11 protein-coding genes are annotated in these 16,988 nt (G+C 73.1%); 4 read left to right on the plus strand and 7 right to left on the minus strand.

Going from position 1 to position 16,988, the window contains the following annotated elements; genetic code table 11:
* Positions 1-16: 16 nt before the first annotated feature.
* The 3 genes from LTT61_RS28910 to LTT61_RS28920 are packed head-to-tail and all read left to right on the plus strand — an operon-like array spanning position 17 to position 10,343.
* A complete protein-coding gene (locus LTT61_RS28910; RefSeq protein ID WP_233017168.1) occupies positions 17-6,661 on the plus strand; it encodes a type I polyketide synthase in 6,645 nt (2,214 codons plus the stop codon).
* The gene (locus tag LTT61_RS28915; protein WP_233017169.1) at positions 6,658-8,784 is read left to right on the plus strand and encodes a beta-ketoacyl synthase; all 2,127 of its coding nucleotides are present in this window, start codon (positions 6,658-6,660) and stop codon (positions 8,782-8,784) included. The genes LTT61_RS28910 and LTT61_RS28915 overlap by 4 nt, the downstream gene beginning before the upstream one ends.
* Positions 8,781-10,343: a PfaD family polyunsaturated fatty acid/polyketide biosynthesis protein gene (locus tag LTT61_RS28920; protein ID WP_233017170.1), complete on the plus strand. Its 1,563-nt coding sequence runs from the start codon at positions 8,781-8,783 to the stop codon at positions 10,341-10,343. The genes LTT61_RS28915 and LTT61_RS28920 overlap by 4 nt, the downstream gene beginning before the upstream one ends.
* Position 10,344: 1 nt before the next feature.
* Here the strand turns inward: LTT61_RS28920 and LTT61_RS28925 are convergent, their stop codons facing one another.
* Both LTT61_RS28925 and LTT61_RS28930 read right to left on the minus strand, forming a co-directional pair.
* Positions 10,345-10,806 carry a VOC family protein gene (locus LTT61_RS28925; RefSeq protein ID WP_233017171.1) on the minus strand — a complete coding sequence of 154 codons (462 nt, stop codon included), beginning with the start codon at positions 10,804-10,806 and terminating at the stop codon, positions 10,345-10,347.
* A complete protein-coding gene (locus tag LTT61_RS28930; protein WP_233017172.1) occupies positions 10,803-11,375 on the minus strand; it encodes a DinB family protein in 573 nt (190 codons plus the stop codon). The genes LTT61_RS28925 and LTT61_RS28930 overlap by 4 nt, the downstream gene beginning before the upstream one ends.
* A gap of 61 nt (positions 11,376-11,436) precedes the next feature.
* On the opposite strand from LTT61_RS28930, the gene LTT61_RS28935 reads away from it, so the two are divergent.
* A complete protein-coding gene (locus tag LTT61_RS28935) occupies positions 11,437-12,396 on the plus strand; it encodes a helix-turn-helix transcriptional regulator (RefSeq protein ID WP_233017173.1) in 960 nt (319 codons plus the stop codon).
* Here LTT61_RS28935 and LTT61_RS28940 read toward each other — a convergent pair.
* From LTT61_RS28940 to LTT61_RS28960, 5 genes are all read right to left on the minus strand, one after another.
* A complete protein-coding gene (locus LTT61_RS28940; RefSeq protein ID WP_233017174.1) occupies positions 12,393-12,812 on the minus strand; it encodes a pyridoxamine 5'-phosphate oxidase family protein in 420 nt (139 codons plus the stop codon). The two genes, LTT61_RS28935 and LTT61_RS28940, sit on opposite strands and share 4 nt — an antisense overlap.
* Positions 12,813-12,832: 20 nt before the next feature.
* Positions 12,833-13,645 carry a carbohydrate ABC transporter permease gene (locus LTT61_RS28945; protein WP_233017175.1) on the minus strand — a complete coding sequence of 271 codons (813 nt, stop codon included), beginning with the start codon at positions 13,643-13,645 and terminating at the stop codon, positions 12,833-12,835.
* Positions 13,635-14,687 carry a carbohydrate ABC transporter permease gene (locus tag LTT61_RS28950; protein ID WP_233017176.1) on the minus strand — a complete coding sequence of 351 codons (1,053 nt, stop codon included), beginning with the start codon at positions 14,685-14,687 and terminating at the stop codon, positions 13,635-13,637. The genes LTT61_RS28945 and LTT61_RS28950 overlap by 11 nt, the downstream gene beginning before the upstream one ends.
* 2 nt (positions 14,688-14,689) lie before the next feature.
* The gene (locus LTT61_RS28955; protein WP_233017177.1) at positions 14,690-15,529 is read right to left on the minus strand and encodes a metallophosphoesterase; all 840 of its coding nucleotides are present in this window, start codon (positions 15,527-15,529) and stop codon (positions 14,690-14,692) included.
* A gap of 75 nt (positions 15,530-15,604) precedes the next feature.
* On the minus strand, positions 15,605-16,975 hold the full coding sequence (locus tag LTT61_RS28960; RefSeq protein ID WP_233017178.1) for an ABC transporter substrate-binding protein: 1,371 nt from the start codon (positions 16,973-16,975) through the stop codon (positions 15,605-15,607).
* Positions 16,976-16,988: the final 13 nt, after the last annotated feature.

Here is a 16,988-nt window from a genome sequence, read left to right on the forward strand (position 1 = left end):
TCCGAGAGGAACTTCCGTGACGGACGAACGACGCCTAGCGCGCACCCCGATCGCCATCGTCGGCATGTCGGGGCTGCTGCCGCAGGCACGCAACCACCGCGAGTACTGGCAGAACATCATCGACGGCGTCGACTGCACCACCGAGGTGCCCGCGTCGCGCTGGAACCTGGACGACTACCACGACGCCGACCCGGAGGCACCGGACAAGACCTACTCCCGGCGCGGCGCCTTCCTGCCCGACGTCGAGTTCGACCCGCTGGAGTTCGGGCTGCCGCCGAACCAGCTCGAGGTGACCAGCACCATGCAGACGCTGAGCCTCGGCGTCGCCCGCGACCTGCTCCTCGACGCGGGCGCCACCGGCTCCGAGTGGTACGACGCGAGCCGCACCGGCGTCGTGCTCGGCACCACCGGCCCGGTGCCGCTGATGCACCCGCTCGCCGCCCGGCTCTCCACCCCGGTGCTGGAGGAGGCGGCGCGCTCGGTCGGGCTCAGCCAGGCCGATGCCGAGGCGGTCTCGGCCAAGTTCGTCGCCGCCTACGCGCCGTGGGAGGCGAACTCCTTCCCCGGGCTGCTCTCCAACATCACCGCGGGCCGGGTCGCGAACCGGCTCGGCCTCGGCGGCATCAACTGCACCGTCGACGCCGCCTGCGCCGCCTCGCTCGCCGCGCTGCGCACCGCCGTCGCGGAGCTGCAGGACGGCCGCGCCGACATGATGATCACCGGCGGCGTCGACACCGAGAACACGATCTTCATCTACCTGTGCTTCTCCAAGGTCGGCGCGCTCTCCAAGTCCGACCGGATCAGCCCGTTCGGCAGCGACGCCGACGGCACCCTGCTCGGCGAGGGCATCACCATGCTCGCGCTGCGCAGGCTGGAAGACGCCCGCCGCGACGGCAACCGGATCTACGCGGTGCTGCGCGGGCTCGGCTCGTCGTCCGACGGCAGGGCCAAGAGCATCTACGCCCCGCGCGCGGGCGGCCAGCGGGTCGCGCTGGACCGCGCCTACGCCGACGCCGAGATCTCGCCCGCCACCGTCGCGCTGATCGAGGCGCACGCCACCGGCACCCCGGTCGGCGACAAGACCGAGCTGACCGCGCTCGAGGAGCTGCTCACCGACGCCACCGACGAGCCCCGGTTCGCCGCGCTCGGCAGCGTCAAGTCGCAGATCGGGCACACCAAGGGCGCCGCGGGCACGGCCAGCCTCATGAAGCTGGCCTTCGCACTGCATCAGAAGGTGTTGCCCGGCACCATCAATGTCACCGCGCCGAACGCGAAGATCGCCGCCGAGAACGCGCCGTACTACGTCAACTCGCGCACCCGGCCGTGGATCCGCGACCCCGAGCGCCCGGTGCGCCGCGCCGCAGCCTCGGCCTTCGGCTTCGGCGGCACCAACTTTCACGTGGTGCTCGAGGAGGCCGACGGCGAGCGGCCGAGCGTGCTGCACCGCACCGCGCGGGCGCACCTCTGGCACGCGGCCGACGTCGCCGGGCTGATCGACGCCGTGCGCAGCACCGCCCCGATCGACGGCGGCGAGATCCCGGAGGGGCACGTGCGCGTCGGCTTCGTCTCGCTGGACGACGAGAACGCCGAGCACCTGCGCGGCCTCGCCGTCGACGAGCTGGTCCGCAACCCCGACGCCGCCTCCTGGGAGCACCCGGAGGGCGTCTACTACCGCGCCTCCGCGCTGCCGGACCGCAGGGTGGCCGCGCTCTTCGCCGGCCAGGGCAGCCAGTACGTCGACATGGGCGCGGACGCCGCCATCGCGCAGCCCGCCGTCGGTGCCGCCTTCGACGCCGCCAACGAGGCGTTCGCCGGTGCGCCGCAGCGGCTCTCGTCTGTGGTGTTCCCGCCGCCCGCCTTCGACGAGGCGGCCGCGGCCGCGCAGGAGCGGGCACTGCGCCGCACCGAGTTCGCGCAGCCCGCCATCGGCGCGCTCGCCGCCGGGCAGTTCGCGGCGCTGCGCGAGCGCGGGTTCCGCGCCGACGGGTACCTCGGGCACAGCTTCGGCGAGCTCACCGCGCTCTGGGCGGCCGGTGCGCTCAGCGGGGCCGACTTCCACGGCCTGGCCAGGGCACGCGGCGTCGCGATGACGCCGCGCGACGGCGTCGAGGCGGGGACGATGGTCGCGCTGAACGCGACCGTCGAGGTGGCGCGGGAGATCGTGGACGCCATCGACGACGTCTGGATCTGCAACCACAACGCCCCCGACCAGGTGGTGATCGGCGGGGGTCCCGATGCCGTCGCCGCCGCCGTCGCGGTCTGCGGCGAGCGCGGGGTCGCCACCCGCGCGCTTCCCGTCTCCGGGGCGTTCCACACCCCGTACGTGGCGCACGCGGTCGACGCCTTCGCCGCCGCGCTCGCCGAGGTGCAGATCGGGGCGCCGGACGCGCCGGTGTACGCCAACAGCGCTGGCGCGCGGTACGGCAGTGACGCCGCCGCCAACCGGGCGGTGCTCACCGGGCAGCTCGGGCAGCCGGTCGAGTTCGTGGCCGCGCTCACCGCGCTGCGCGAATCCGGCTGCACGGTCTTCGTCGAGTTCGGGCCGAAGCAGGTGCTGACCTCGCTGGTGCGGCGCACCCTCGGCGACGATGTCGTCGCCATCGCGACCGACTCCGGGCCGATCGGCAACAGTGATCTTTCCTTGACGCGCGCCGCGGTCCGGCTCGCCGTGCTCGGCTTCGGGTTGTCCGGGATCAATCGGCACGCGGCACCGGTGCTGGAGCCGCACAAGCCGAGCCGGCCCATGACGGTGACCATCTCGGCGCCCGAGTATGTGCCGGAAACGCGGAAGGCGGCGTACGCCGCCGCGCTGTCGGACGGGTATCGGGTGCGGCTCGATGATTCCGGTTCGAACGGGAACGGTTCTGCCGTAGCCGTTTCCGCCGCCGGAGGTGTCGGCGACGGCGCCGTGGTCACGGGTGGCGGGCGCGCCGGTGCCGGTTCCGCGCACGGCGTCGCCGGTGGCGGCAATGGTGCCGCTGCCGCGAAGGTCGGTACAGGCAATGGTGCCGCCGCCGTCGGTGCGGGTGCCGCTTCCGTCCCGAACGCTCCCGGGCACGGTCTGCCCGCCCGCACGTCCACCTCCGCCCGCACCTTCCCATCCGTGGCCACGGCAGCCGCACCGACGGCGCCGCCCAGGTACGCCCCCGAACCGACGGAGAGTTCCGTGTACTCGTCCCAGCAGGACGGCGCGCTGGAAAGCGCGCTGACCCAGCACCTCCGATCCCACCACCAGTTCCTCGACGGCCAGCTCGACATGGCACGCGCGCTGGTCGGCGCGCTCGACGCGGGCGTACTGACCGAGACCACCGTGCGCGCCATCGAAGCGGTGAAGGACCACGGCGTCGCCATCGCCGCCAGCCACACCCGCGCCTCCGACGTCCTGGCCCAGCTCGCCGATCTCGAGGCCGGTTTCGCCCGGCCCGCCGCCGCCCGGCCGGTTCCGGCCTACCGGCCGGCCGCCGTGCCGCAGCATCGGCCCGAAGCGCTCGCTCCGGGCCACACCAACGGTTCGGCCGAGGCACTTCCCTCGGCGCAGGTCCCGGCCGGACACTCGGCTGCCGTAGCCACGGCAGCAAGTTCTGCCCCGGCAGACGGCCATGTCCCGGCCCGGACCGTCCCGGCCGCGCCGTTCGGCCCGGCCGCGCCGTCTGCCTCGGGCCCGACCGTCCCGCCCGCGCCGTCTGCTCCGGCTTCGGCCCCGGCCGCGAATTTCACTGCCGTGGCTACGGCAGCCGCACCAGCGCCGGTTCCGGCACCGGCCGACGAGCAGTCGAGCCAGGCCCCGGCGGGCAGCCGCGAAGACCTTCTGCAGGCCCTGCGCGAGGTGGTCGCGGAGAAGACCGGCTACCCGGTCGAGATGGTCGACACCGGGATGGACCTGGAGGCAGACCTCGGCGTGGACTCGATCAAGCGGGTCCAGGTCATCGGCGCTCTTCAGGAACGCTTCCCCGACCTACCCAACCTCGGCCCGGAGCAGCTCGGCACCCTGCGCACCCTCGACCAGATCGCCGAACTCCTCGGCGCGAACGACACCGGCCCCGCCTCGGAGAGCTCCACCGGCACCCCCGCCACCGGGGACAACGCGGAAACCCTCCGCCAGGCCCTGCGCGAGGTGGTCGCGGAGAAGACCGGCTACCCGGTCGAGATGGTCGACACCGGCATGGATCTCGAAGCAGACCTCGGTGTGGACTCGATCAAGCGGGTCCAGGTCATCGGCGCTCTCCAGGAACGCTTCCCCGACCTACCCAACCTCGGCCCGGAGCAACTGGGCACCCTGCGCACCCTCGACCAGATCGTGGCCGAGCTCAGCACCGGCGGTGATGTCCACCCAAAAGCTGATGCCGCGGCGCGCGCGCCGCGGCATGCCGTCGAACTGATCACCCTGCCCGCCGCGGACACCGCGATCGGCGCCTACCGGGCGAACCCGGTGGCCCTGCTCATCGACCCCGCCGGCAGCGGCGAGGCCACCGCGCTGACCACCGCGCTCACCGCGCGCGGATGGTCGGTGCGCACGGTCACAACGCTCCCCGACCCGGGGGAGCACCCCGACCTGTGCCTGATCCTGCTCGGCTCGGGCACCGAGCGAACCGACGTCGAGCGCCTGCTCACCGACACCATCCTGACCGCGGGCCGGATCACCCCCACCATGTCGGCGGAGCACGGCCGCGCCGCCGTCGCGACCCTGATCCGGCTGGACGGGGGGCTCGGCTTCCGCACCGCCGACGACCCGGTGCGCGCCCGGCTCGGCGGCGTCGGCGGCATCCTGAAGACCCTCGCCGCCGAACGCCCCGACCTGTTCTGCCGGGCACTGGACATCGACCCGGCGGCGACGCCGGAGCGCTGTGCCGACCTGGTGCTCACCGAACTGGACGACGCGGCGCGAGACATCGTCGAGGTCGGCGTGGCCGCCGACGGCACCAGGTCCACCCTGGTCCCCGGCGGCTTCGGCCCGGCCCGCACGGTGACCCCGATCCGCCCGCTCGACAGCCAACCCGAGGTCACACTGACCGCCGACGACCTGCTGGTCGTCTCCGGCGGTGCCCGCGGCGTCACCGCCACCTGCGTCCGTGCGCTGGCCGGGCGGGTTCCGGCCCGCTTCATCCTGCTCGGCCGGACCGAGCCCGAGGCCGAACCGGAGTGGGCGGCCGGGATCGCCGACGCCGACCTCCAACAGGCCGCGGTGCGCGCCCTCGCGGGCACCGGGGCGAAACCGCGCGACATCGCGCGCACCTGCTCCGGGATCAGGGCCGCCAGGGAGATCCGGGAGACCCTGACCGCGCTGGACGGCCGCGCCGACTACCTGGCGGTCGACGCCACCGACGCCGACGCGGTGCGCGAGGCGCTCGGCCCCCGGGCCGGGGAGATCACCGGCATCGTGCACGGCGCGGGCGTGCTCGCGGACTCCCGGATCCCGGACAAGACCCCGGAATCCATTGCCCGCGTGCTTAACCCGAAACTGTCGGCGCTGACGGCGCTGCTCACCGCGGTGCCGGAGCCGAAGCACCTGATCCTGTTCACCTCGGTGGCCGGGCTCTACGGCAACACCGGCCAGGCCGACTACGCCGCCGCCAACGAGGCGCTCTCCCGCTTCGCGGTGGCCTGGCGCCGGGCCCATCCGGACCGGCACGTCACCGCGATCGACTGGGGCGCCTGGGACGGCGGCATGGTGACGCCCGCGCTGCGCGAGCACTTCCACGCCGCCGGCGTCGAGCTGCTGCCCCCCGAGGTCGGGGCGGCGGCCTTCACCGAGCAGTTCACCGCGGAGCGCGAAGCGGACACCGTCGTTCTGATCGGCCCGGCCGAATCGCTCGCCGGGCCCGCTCCGGTGCCGCACGCGCCGGTCCGGCTGCGCCGCAGTCTGATCGGGCTCACCGAGGAGCCGATCATCGAGGCGCACCGGGTGGGGGAGCACGTGGTGCTGCCGGCCACCTTCGGGCTCGGCGCGATGGCGCACGCCGCGGAGCGGGCCCTTCCGGGCCGGACCGTGATCGGCGCCAGGGATTTCCAGGTGCTCAAGGGGCTGGTGTTCGACCATCCGGTCGAGGCGCTCGACCTCGAGCTGGAGCCGGGTGCCGAGGCCGGTGGCGTGCTTCCGGTCCGGGTGACGGTGCGTGACGGTGCGATCGCGCACTTCCGGGCAACGCTGGAACTGGCTGCCGCTGCGGCGGATGCACCGGTACTCGCGGTGCCCACCGGCCCGGCGAGCTCGCTCGACATCTATCGCGAGGCCATCCAGTTCCACGCCCCCGCACTGCAGGGGCTGCGGCGGGTGGTCGCCGACACCGGGGACACCGTGGTCTTCGAATGCGCCATCGACGCGGCCCCGGTCGCGGGCGGCGGCTACGCGAGCAGGCTGCACGACCCGGTCCGCGCGGACCTGATGCTGCAGGGCCCGCCGGTGCTCGGGCACCGGCTGCTCGGCGCGGCCTGCCTGCCGCTCGGCATCGGGCGGGTGGAGTACCACCGGCCGCTGCCGGTCGGCGAGCCGTTCCGGTTGGTCGTCGGCAATGGTCGGGCGGGTCGCTTCGACGCCCGCGTCGACGCCACCGCTGTCGCGGCCGACGGCGCGGTATTGCAGCGGTTCTCGGACGTCGTGGTGGTCACGACGCCCGATCTGACGGAGAAGTTCCAGACCTCGGTGAGGCGGTGGATGGCATGACGACCCTCGAGTTCGACGGCATCGCGTTCGATCCGGACGCGGTGCACGATGCCGCCGTCCCGGCGGTGCGGGAGCCGGAAGCGGCCCCGGCGCTGCCGGAACCGGAAGCGGCTCCCACGGTGCCGACCACGAGCACCCCGAATCCGCTCGCGCAGCTCCGCGCCGGCGTCGCGGACGCACACCGCGCTGCCCTCGCGGCGCAGTACGCCCTCCAGCGCGCCCTCTGGGAGCGGGCCGGACTCGCCATCCCGACCGGTACCGGGCAGCCCGCCCAACCCGGCACCTCGGCACAGCCCGGCACCTCGGCACAGCCCGGCACCGCGGCACAGCCCAGCATTGCGGCGCAGCCCGGCACTCCGGCACAGCCCAGCATTGCGGCGCAGCCCGGCGCCTCGGCCCAACCCGGCACTTCGGCACGGCCCAGCACCTCGGCGCAGCCCGGCATCGCGCCGCAGCCCGACGCCGCGCGACCTGCCCCGTTCCACGCCCCGGAATGGGCCTTCAAACCCCAGGCCCGCACCACCCGGACCCACCTCGACCGAGCAGCGCTCGACCAGCTCGCCGCCGGCGACATCGCGACCGTCTTCGGCCCGTCCCACCAGCGCCCCGGCATCCGCCCGGCGGCGAAACTCGCCCCCCAGCACCCCCTGGTGCTCACCGAGGTCGAGACCCTGGAGCTCTTCGGCGCAGGCGGCCGCGGCCGCCTCACCGCCACCTACGAGGGCGACCCCGGCACCGCCGCGACCCAGGCCGGCGAGGTCTTCGCCCTGTTCGCCGGGCTACACCTCGCCCTGACCGGCTCCACCCTGGCCTCCTCCGGCCCGGCGGGAGCCCCCGGCCCGCACTCCGGCACCCTGGAACTCCACGTCACCGAGATCGACCTGGTACCCCGCCCACACCTCACCGCCGAGGTCCACATCGCCGGCGCCGAACCACTGTCGGTACAGATCACCGCCACCGAACCGACCGGCGCCGCCATCGGCCCGGGCCAGGCCGACGAAACCCTGCTGCTCAGCGAATTCCACATGACCCACCTGGCCCGCGGCGACCAAGCCATCGCCATGGGCCCGGAGTTCGCCGAGTACACCGGCGTCCGCGCCACCCGCCTCCCCACCGGCGGCCTGCTCCTGGTCGACCGCGTCCTCGACTTCGACGGCGCCCGCGGGCAATTGACCGAGGCCGCGTACACCACCGAGTACGACTCACCCGCCGACTCCTGGTACTACGGCGCCACCGCCAACGAATCCATGCCGCACTTCGTCTACATGGAGACCTCACTCCAGGCCGCGCTGCTCATGGGCTACTACGCGGGGCCGACGCTGACCCAGCCGGGCACCACCCTGAGCCTGCGCAACCTCGGCGGCACCGCCACCGTCCTGCGCCGGGTCGACCTGCGCGACAGCACCATCCGCCAGCGATCCCGGCTGCTGACCACCACCATCCTGCCCGGCTCCTCGCTGCAGACCTTCGACTACACCCTGAGCACCGGCGGCGAGCCCTTCTACCGGGGCGAGACCATGTTCGGCTACTTCAGCGACGAGGCACTCGCCAACCAGACCGGCCTCGACGCCGGCCGCCCCGCCCCCACCTGGCTGGCCGAGCACCCGGACGCCGAGCGCAGGACCATCGACGTGGCCGCCCGCCGCGCCGACCCGGCGGCCCCGCTCTGCGCTCGCGACACCCTCGCGCTCATCGACCGCGTCCAGGTGGTCGACGGCGGCGGCAAGTACGACGCGGGCTACCTGCACTCGCTGCGCGCGATCGACCCCGCCGACTGGTACTTCGACCGGCACTTCCACCTCGACCCGGTGATCCCCGGCTCGCTCGGCGTCGAGTCGGTGATCCACGCCGTGCAGGAGTGGATGCTCGACGCCGGCTACGCCGACGGCCTCATCGACCCGGCCTTCCGGATCCCCGCCGACATCCCCTTCGGCTGGCGCTACCGCGGCCAGTTCCTGCCGACCGACGGCACCGTCGAACTGGAGGCGCACATCAAGGAGATCAGGCACGGCGAGCACGGCGTGATCGCGATCGTCGACGGCTCGCTGTGGAAGCCGGGGCTGCGGATCTACGAACTCACCGATCTGGCGATCGAACTCGGCGAACGGGAGGTCCGGTCGTGACAACGCTGCACCGGCCGGTCGCCGAGACCCCGGCCGAGATCACCGCCCTGCTGCGCGACGTCACCCGCCCGGTGTGGGTGCTGCGGCGGGACGGCCGGGTCGGGCTCACCGCCGACCGGGCCGCGACCGCGGGCGCCCAGGTGCTCGCCGCGGTCGGCCCGCTCACCCCGGACCGGCTGGGCGACAGCGGGTTCCGCGCCGCGCACGGGTTGCGCGGCGCCTACATGGCGGGTGCCATGGCCAACGGCATCGCCGCACCCGCGCTGGTCACGGCGCTGGCCGGGGCCGGATACCTGGGCTCCTACGGCGCGGCAGGCGTCACCCCGGACCGGGTGGACGCCGCGCTGGCCGGGCTGCGCGCCGAACTCGGCGAGCTGCCCTACGCCTGCAACCTGATCCACAGCCCGTCCGAGCCCGCGCTGGAGCGGGCCATCGTCGACGCCTGCCTGCGCCACGGCGTGCGCTGCGTGGAGGCATCGGCCTTCATGGGCCTCACCGCCGAGGTGGTGCGGTATCGCGCGGCCGGGCTGAGCACCGATCGGGAGGGCCGGATCGTCGTCGGCCACCGGCTGATCGCGAAGGTGTCCCGGGTCGAGGTCGCCGAGCACTTCCTGCGCCCGGCCCCCGCCGCCCTGCTGAACCGGCTGGTCGCCTCCGGCGACATCACCGCCGAGCAGGCCGGGCTCGCCGAGCGGGTGCCGATGGCCGACGACATCACCGCGGAGGCGGATTCCGGCGGCCACACCGACCGCCGCCCGCTGGTCGTACTGCTGCCGGAGATCATCGCGGCGCGCGACCGGCTCGCCCGCACGGTCCCCGGCGCCGCCGAGGTCCGCGTCGGCGCGGCGGGCGGCATCGGCACCCCGGCCGCCGCCGCGGCCGCCTTCGCGCTCGGCGCCGCCTACATCGTCACCGGCTCGGTGAACCAGGCGACGGTGGAGGCCGCGCAGTGCGCCGCCACCAAGCAGCTGCTGGCAGGCGCGCAGTTCGCGGACTGCGTCATGGCGCCATCGGCCGACATGTTCGAACTCGGCGTCCAGGTGCAGGTGCTGCGCCGCGGCACCATGTTCGCAGGCCGCGCGCAGAAGCTCTACGACACCTACCGCGCCTACGACGGCCTCGACGCGCTCCCCGCCGACCTCCGCGCCGACCTCGAGCGGACGCTCTTCAAGCGCCCGCTCGACCAGGTGTGGGACGAATGCGTGCGCTTCTTCACCGAGCGCGACCCGGCCCAGCTGGCCGGCGCCGCGGAGCACCCGAAACGCCGGATGGCCCTGGTCTTCCGCTGGTACCTCGGGCTCTCCTCGGGCTGGAGCATCCGCGGCGACACCGGCCGCGTCGCCGACTACCAGATCTGGTGCGGCCCCGCCATGGGCGCCTTCAACACCTGGGCGGCAGGCACCCACCTGGCGGCGCTGCCGAATCGCCACGCCGCCGAGATCGCCGACCAGCTGCTGCTCGGTGCGGCGTATCTGACCAGGGTCGCGCAGTTGCGTACCGCGGGAGTCCGGCTGCCCGCCGGCTGCGCCGACTTCGTCCCCGTCCCGCTGGAGGCGTGAGTCAGTCCAGGCAGAACTCGTTGCCCTCCGGATCGGCCATGACGATGAAGCCGTGGCTCATCGGCGGTGCCGGTTCGGAGCGGCGCAGCCGGGTGGCGCCGAGCGCGACGAGGCGGTCGCACTCGGCCTCCAGCGCCGCCATCCGCTCGTCGCCGGTCAGCCCGGGCGCCGCCCGCACATCCAGGTGCACGCGATTCTTGGCGACCTTGTCCTCCGGCACCTGCTGGAAGAAGAGCCGGGGGCCGGTGCCGTCCGGATCCTCGGCCGCCGAGTTGCTGTTGCGCTGCCCCTCGGGGACGCCCATCTTGGCGAGGAACGTGTCCCAGGCGTCGAGCGGGTCGGCGCCGTCGGCGAGCTCGGCGCCGGGCGGGCCGGGGATGACGTAGCCGAGCGCGTCGCGCCAGAAGAGCGAGAGCCCGCGCGGGTCGTGCGCGTCGAAGGTGATCTGGACGGTCCGGCTCATGCGGTTTCTCCTCGTCGCGTGTGCAGGTAGAGGTCGCGCAGCAGGCAGACCTCGGAGAGATGGTGGATCAGCTCGCGGTGGATGTGCAGGACCAGGTCGGCCATCGGCGCGTCCTCGTGCCCGGGCTCCTTCGGCCCGACCGGCGTGGCGAGCGCGGCCTCGTCCAGCTCCGCGACACCGGCGAGCCAGACTTCCAGCTCGGTATCCAGCTGCGCGAGTGCCTCTTTCGCGGTGCCCGCGTAGGCCCAGCCTTCGTAGGACGCGGGTGCGCCGCCGAAGTGTGTGGCATTGCGCATGGCCAGCACGCCGACGATCACGTGCCCCAGCCGCCAGGCGATGGTGGTGAACGGCTCGGGCGAGGGGGTCGGGAAGGCGAAGTCGATCAGGTGCTCGCCGGTGCCGAACTGCGGCTCCGGCCCGCCGCGCGGCCGGACGTTCCAGGGGTCCGGCACCGGTGACCAGGTGTACTCGTCGTCGGTGAGGCCGGCCAGCCGGTCCCGCACCTGATGGTTCCAGTGGAATTCCCACTGCTCGCGCAGCGCGCGGTTCCAGTCGAGTGTCGATGTCATGCCCCCACCCTCACAGCACCTGCGGACAGGATCGGTCCGCTAGTCTCGGGAGACTGTGGGTGTGGCGGACGAGGAAGCGCGCGGCACGACCGAGCGGGTACTGACCCTGCTCGGGCTGTTGCAGCAGCGCCGGGTCTGGACCGGGGACGAGCTGGCCGACCGGCTCGGCGTCACCCCGCGCACGGTGCGCCGCGATGTCGAGCGGCTGCGCGTCATCGGCTACCCGGTCCGCGCCGAGCACGGCATCGGCGGCGGCTACCAGCTCGGCCCCGGCCAGGAGCTGCCGCCGCTGCTCTTCGACGACGAGGAGGCGATCGCGACCGCGGTCGCGCTGCTGGCGGGCACCGGCGCCGCGAGCACCGGGGATGCCGCGCTGCGCGCCCTGACCAAGCTCGACCGGGTGCTGCCCACCCGGTTGCGGCACGAGGTGCGCGCGCTCTCCGGGGCGGTCGAGTCCTTCGGCGGCGGCCGCAACCCGGTCGACCCGGAGCTGCTGATGACGCTGGCCCGCGCCTGCCGCGACGAAGTGGAGGCCGGGTTCGAGTACCCGTCGAAGGACGGCGTCGGCCGCCGCCGCGTCGAGCCCTACCGCCTCGTCGCCTCCGACCGCCGCTGGTACCTGCTCGCCTACGACCTGGACCGCGCCGACTGGCGCACCTTCCGCGTCGACCGCATGGCCGAGGTCGCCGCGCGCACCTGGCGCTTCCGCCCCCGCCCCGATGCCCCCGACGCCGCCGCCTTCGTCCAGGAGGGCGTCGCCAGCCGCGTCTACCGCCGCCAGGCCCGCTTCCTGGTGCGGGCCCCCGCGGCGACGGTCCGCACCCAGGTCTCCGCCAACGCCGCGATGGTCGTCGAGGTCGACGCCACCACCTGCGAAATCCACAGCGGCGCCGACAATCTCGACGTAGTACTGATGTACGTGGCCACCCTCGGTCACGCCTTCCGCGTCCTCGAACCCCCCGACCTCGCGACCCGCGCCGAGGAGCTGGCGGCCCGCCTCAACGCCGCGGTACAGCCCTAGACCGACCCCAGGTCCGCCGAGAGCCACTGCTCGGGCCGCATGTACACGGCGACCTGCTCCCCGTGCGACTGCGCGTACTCCAGGTACCCCTCGAGCTTCTCGGCGGGCAGGTACCGCGCCGCCATCTCGCGCACCAGCGCGGCACCGGGCTCGATCCGGGTGACCGGCCCCTCCGCGGTCACGTAGCGAATGGTCGGCTCCAGCACCTGGACCATGAGGCTGAACCGCCGCGCGGCCTTCAGCAGCTCCAGCTTCCTGGAGGTGGTCCCGGTGAGCACCCAGAGCTCGCCGCCGGGGGTGTAGTCGTACCAGATCGGTACGTTCAGCGGGGCCCGGCCGGGAGCGCCTGCGACGGCGAGCGCGCCGATATGCGGCCGGGCGAGGAATTCCTGTCGTTCTTCCAGGGGGAGCGCCATGCGCCCAGCCTACCCACCAGCTACTTCAATCCGGAGCGCACGAAGGCGTTCACGATGTGCCGCTGCAGCAGCAGGTACATGATCAGCACCGGCAGGCAGGCGAGCCCGGCGAGCGCCATCATCGGCCCCCACTGGTCGCCCTCGGTGCCCATGAAGCTGCGCAGCCCCAGCTGCAGCACGCTGTTCGACTGCCGCAGCACGACGGCAGGCCAGAAGTACTCGTTCCAGGCGTTGATGAAGAGCAGGATGCCGAGCGCGGCCAGCGCGGGGCGCAGGTTGGGCACCACGACGGTCCACAGGATGGACCAGGAGGAGCGGCCGTCGATCCGGGCCGCCGCCACCAGCTCCTTGGGGAAGCTCGCCATGTGCTGGCGCAGCAGCAGCACCGCCAGCGCCGAGCAGAGCGTGGGCAGCGCGACCCCGATCAGCGTGTTGATCAGCCCCAGCTGGGTGAGCAGCACGTAGTTCGGCAGCATGGTCACCTGGAACGGCACCAGCCAGGTGCCGACGAACGCCAGGTAGAGCACGCGCTGGAACGGGAAGGTGTACAGCGCGAAGGCGTACGAGGCGAGCAGCGCCACCAGCAGCTGCCCGGCCGCGGAGAACGCCGCGACGAAGAAGGTGTTGCCGATCAGCCCGAGCACGTCCACCTTGTCGGCGGCGTCGGTGTAGTTGGCGATCGAGAGCGGCCACGGGAACGGCGTCAGCGAGGTGACCTCCTCCGGCCTGCGCAGCGAGGTCGCGAAGAGCCAGTAGATCGGGAACACCGCGATCAGCGCGGTCGCGCCGAGCAGCAGGTGGCTGCCGAGCGCGCGCAGGCGGTCAATCGTCATGGAAGGCAACCTTCTCCGAGATCCAGACCAGGGCTCCGGCGAGCACGCCGAACCCGAGGAAGAGCAGCACCCCGGCGGCGGCGCTGAGCCCGGCGTCGAAGCTGTGGAAGGCGTAGTCCCACAGCAGGTAGTAGATGTTCGTCGTGGCCTGCGACGGCCCGCCCTGGGTCATCGAGTCGATCAGCGGGAAGGTGAGCGCGGGGCTGAGCAGCACCGTGGTGAGCACCATGAACATCAGGGTGGGGGAGAGCAGCGGCAGCGTGATCCAGCGCCGGATCTGGCCGGGGCTCGCGCCGTCGACCTGGGCGGCCTCGTCGTAGTCGCTGCTGATCCCGGCCAGCCCGGCCCAGATCACCAGCACCGCGAAGCCGAGCAGCTGCCAGCCGGTGATCACGATGATCACCGTGTGCGCGGTGTCCACGTCGTAGACCCAGTTGCGGTCGCTGTCCAGCAGTTGCCCGACGACGCCGCCGCCCGGGTGCAGCAGCCAGCGCCACACCGCGGCCGCCGCCACCGGCGCCACCAGGAAGGGCGCGAAGATGAAGGCGTGGTAGAGGGTGCGAGCCCGGCCGTGCACCCGCCGCCCGGCCAGCGCGACGAGCAGCGGGAGCAGCACGGTGAAGGGCAGCAGCCCGAGGATCAGCACGCCGGTCCGGCCGAGCGAGTTCCAGAAGGCCGGAAGCTCCAGCAGCCGTTCGTAGTTGCCGGTGCCGACCGGCGTCATCGGCTGGGTCGGCAGCAGGTTCCACGAGTAGGTGGAGAGCTCGAACGCCTGCACCAGCGGCCGGTACGTCCACACCACCAGCAGCACCAGCGCGGGTGCCAGGTACAGGTAGGGGACGAGGCCCCGCCCCAGCCGGCGGAGCCGGGCGGAGGCCGGGGCGGTGCCCGCCTTCCCCGACTCGCCGACGGAAGCAGAGCTGCCGACGGAGGCCGACTTGTCGACGGAGGCCGACTTGTCGAGGGCAGCGGTCTCGGCGAGGGCAGCGGTCTCGGCGAGGGCAGCGGGCTCGTCGAGGGCGGGCGCGTCGAGCACGAACATGGCTACCGCGCCTCCGCCGCGAGGGCGGCGAGCTGGTCCAGCGTCGCCTGCTCGTCCCGCTCGTAGAGCGCCGCGGCAGGCGTCGCCTCGACCGCGGTCGCCACCAGCGAATCGCCGACGACGTCGATCCGGCTGTACCCGAACGCGGCGTACCCGCGCTGCCTGCCGACCGGGGCGAAGGAATCCTGCCGGAACGAGGTCGCCGGGCCGACCCACACCGGGATCCCGGCCAGCGCCGACGCCGCGGTGAGGTGGCTGTGCCCGCAGACGATCAACCGGACATCGCTGCCGCGCAGCACCTCGGCCAGCCGCTCCGGCTGCCGCAGCCGCAGCAGCTGCGAGACCGGCAGCGCCGAGGGGATGGGCGGGTGGTGCAGCACGAGCAGGGTGCCGTGCGGGGCCGGTTCGCGCAGCAGCTCGCGCAGCCGCTCCAGCTGCTCGTCGCTCAGCTCGCCGTGGTGCAGCCCGGGAACGCTGCTGTCCAGCAGCACGATCCGCAGCCCGGCGATCTCCGCCACCTGGTCGGTCTCGGCGTCAGCGCCGCCGAGCAGCTCGGCCCCGAAGGCCGCGCGCTCGTCGTGGTTGCCCGGCGTGTAGAGCACGCGCGCGCCGAGCTCGCCGGCGACCGGCTCGACCGCGTCGCGCAGCCGCCGGTACGCCTCAGGCGAGCCGTCGTCGGCGAGGTCGCCGGAGAAGACGATGGCATCGATGTCGCGGTGCGAGGCGCGCAGCTGGTGCAGCACGTGCGTGAGGTTGGCGAAGGTGTCGACGGTGCCGTGCACGCGTTCGCCGGTGGCGCGGATATGGGTGTCGGTGAGCTGGACGATGGTCACCTCGGACATGGAGCCCCCTTGCGGAACCGCGCGCCCCGGGAGGGGACGCGCGGCTCGAATCGTTGGTCGGTTACGGATGGCCGGTCACTGCTGCGGCATCAGCTGGGCGCCCTGGTCACGCGCCGTGCCGAGCGTGGCCTTGGGGTCCTTGTTCTGGAAGACGGCGGCCTCGACCGCGTCCATCATGCCGTCGCGGATCTGCAGGTAGTTGTTGCCCGGCATGGAGATCCAGGGCTCCATGCTCGCCAGCTGCGCCACGTTCGGCGCCAGCAGCGGGTTCTTCGCGGCCCAGCCCTGCAGCCCCGCCGGATCGTTCATCAGCCCGGTGCGCAGCGGCAGGTAGCCGATGCCCTGCGAGATGGTGGTGTACGCGCCCTCGCTGGTCAGGAACCTGATCAGCTCCCACGAGGCGCGCTGCTTGGCCGGGTCGTTCGACAGGATGTGCAGCGACGCACCGGAATTGGTCGGCACCACCGGCTTGCCGGCGAAGGCGGGCATGGGCGCCGCGCGCAGGTCCCACTTGTCCTTGGCGCCGGAGACGAAGGTGCCCTGCACCGCGCTGGTCTCCAGGATCATGCCGATCTCGCCGCGACCGAACGCCTCGTACCCCTGCTTCTGCTGGAGCCGGGGCATGCTGCCCGACTCCACCAGCCGCTGACCCAGCGCCGCCACCTCGACCGCCGGGGTGTCGGCGAAGGTGAGGTTGCGCCGATCCTCGGAGATCACCCGGCCGCCGTTGGAGCGCACCAGCGACTGGAAGCACCAGTCCTTGGCGGTCTTGGTCAGGCAGTCGATGTAGACGCCGCCCTTGCCGGTCTTGGCGATCGCCGCCGCGGCGGTGCTGACCTCGTCCCAGGTGGTCGGCGGCTTCGCCGGGTCCAGCCCGGCCTCGGTGAAGAGCGAGGCGTTGAAGTAGAGCACCGGGGTGGAGAAGACGAACGGCACCCCGTACGTGTGGCCGTTCCAGTCCGCGAGGGTGCGCGCCCGCGGCGCGTACGGGTGCTTGCTGCCGTCGAAGTTGGCCGCCACCGCGTCCTTGCCGACCAGCGAGTCGAGCGGCTTCGCGCCCAGCTGATTGATGGTGAAGTCCAGGTCGCTGAAGCCGAGCTGGGCGACGTCCGGCGGGGTGCCCGCCACCATCTGGTTCTGGATGCTGGAGATTGTGTCGGTGGCCGGGTTGGGGCTGTTGCCCTGCGGCTTCTGCGCCGTGACTTCAATATTCGGGTGCGTCGCGCGGAACTCGCCGAGCAGCTTGTCGAAGGTGTCGGTCCACGCGCCCGCGAGGCCGTAGTTGTAGGACTCGAAGACGATCGAGACCTTCTGGTCCGGAGCGAGCTCCGGGACGAGGGAGGTCTGCGCGTCCCCGTCGGACGCGGTCGGGCCGAGGCCGCCGCACGCGCTGAGCGCGAGGACCGCCGCGAACACCAGGCCCAGTACGGGCACGGTGCGTTTCACTGTGTTCTCCTCA

It is taken from the genome of Nocardia asteroides (assembly GCF_021183625.1).
Lineage (GTDB): Bacteria > Actinomycetota > Actinomycetes > Mycobacteriales > Mycobacteriaceae > Nocardia > Nocardia asteroides_A.

Coding starts and splice junctions, on each gene's coding strand:
- LTT61_RS28915 (WP_233017169.1), top strand. CDS start 6,658: ATGACGACCCTCGAGTTCGACGGCATCGCGTTCGATCCGGACGCGGTG.
- LTT61_RS28925 (WP_233017171.1), bottom strand. CDS start 10,806: ATGAGCCGGACCGTCCAGATCACCTTCGACGCGCACGACCCGCGCGGG.
- LTT61_RS28930 (WP_233017172.1), bottom strand. CDS start 11,375: ATGACATCGACACTCGACTGGAACCGCGCGCTGCGCGAGCAGTGGGAA.
- LTT61_RS28940 (WP_233017174.1), bottom strand. CDS start 12,812: ATGGCGCTCCCCCTGGAAGAACGACAGGAATTCCTCGCCCGGCCGCAT.
- LTT61_RS28945 (WP_233017175.1), bottom strand. CDS start 13,645: ATGACGATTGACCGCCTGCGCGCGCTCGGCAGCCACCTGCTGCTCGGC.
- LTT61_RS28950 (WP_233017176.1), bottom strand. CDS start 14,687: ATGTTCGTGCTCGACGCGCCCGCCCTCGACGAGCCCGCTGCCCTCGCC.
- LTT61_RS28955 (WP_233017177.1), bottom strand. CDS start 15,529: ATGTCCGAGGTGACCATCGTCCAGCTCACCGACACCCATATCCGCGCC.